Origin of the sequence: Vibrio sp. 10N.222.55.C6, from assembly GCF_041473395.1 — a bacterium.
Classification (GTDB): Bacteria; Pseudomonadota; Gammaproteobacteria; order Enterobacterales; family Vibrionaceae; genus Vibrio; species Vibrio crassostreae_C.
Genome location: NZ_JBFRSD010000174.1, coordinates 1 through 452, shown reverse-complemented (window position 1 = coordinate 452; position 452 = coordinate 1). Strand labels below are relative to the sequence as shown.

At 44.7% G+C, this 452-nt stretch carries 1 protein-coding gene; it reads right to left on the bottom strand.

Annotated elements, in window-relative coordinates; translation table 11 throughout:
• Positions 1 to 437, bottom strand: a 437-nt coding sequence (locus AB4486_RS23100; protein ID WP_372118845.1) for a DegT/DnrJ/EryC1/StrS family aminotransferase, incomplete at its 3' end; no start/stop codon positions are given.
• Positions 438 to 452 lie beyond the last annotated feature (15 nt).

Genomic DNA, 452 nt, shown 5'->3' with positions numbered 1-452 from the left:
ATGCAACCCGCTTCGGTTATTTCGGCATTCTCACTTAAGAATGCATCCACCGCTTTAGGGCAAAGGCCCAAACTTACTGGAGAAACATCCACAAAAATCGGCTCGGCGCCCATGTGATACAGTGCATTACAAGTCGCAACGAATGTCAGAGCTTGTGTTATAACGAGGTCGCCTCGTTGAACATCAGCCATGTATAAAGCCGCATGCAATGCCGCTGTACCATTGACGGTTGCTACTGCTTTAGCTGTACCAGTATACGCTTCAATCTTTCGCTCAAAATCATCAACAAACTTGCCAACGCTAGAAACAAAGGTACTGTCAATCGTTTCCATTACGTAGGCTTTTTCGTTGCCATTAAACGTTGGTGCGTGCAGCGGAATGAATTCGTCCGTTTTGTAGGTATCTCTAACAAATTCAACAATAGATGTCGCTTTCATTGAATGCTCCACTTA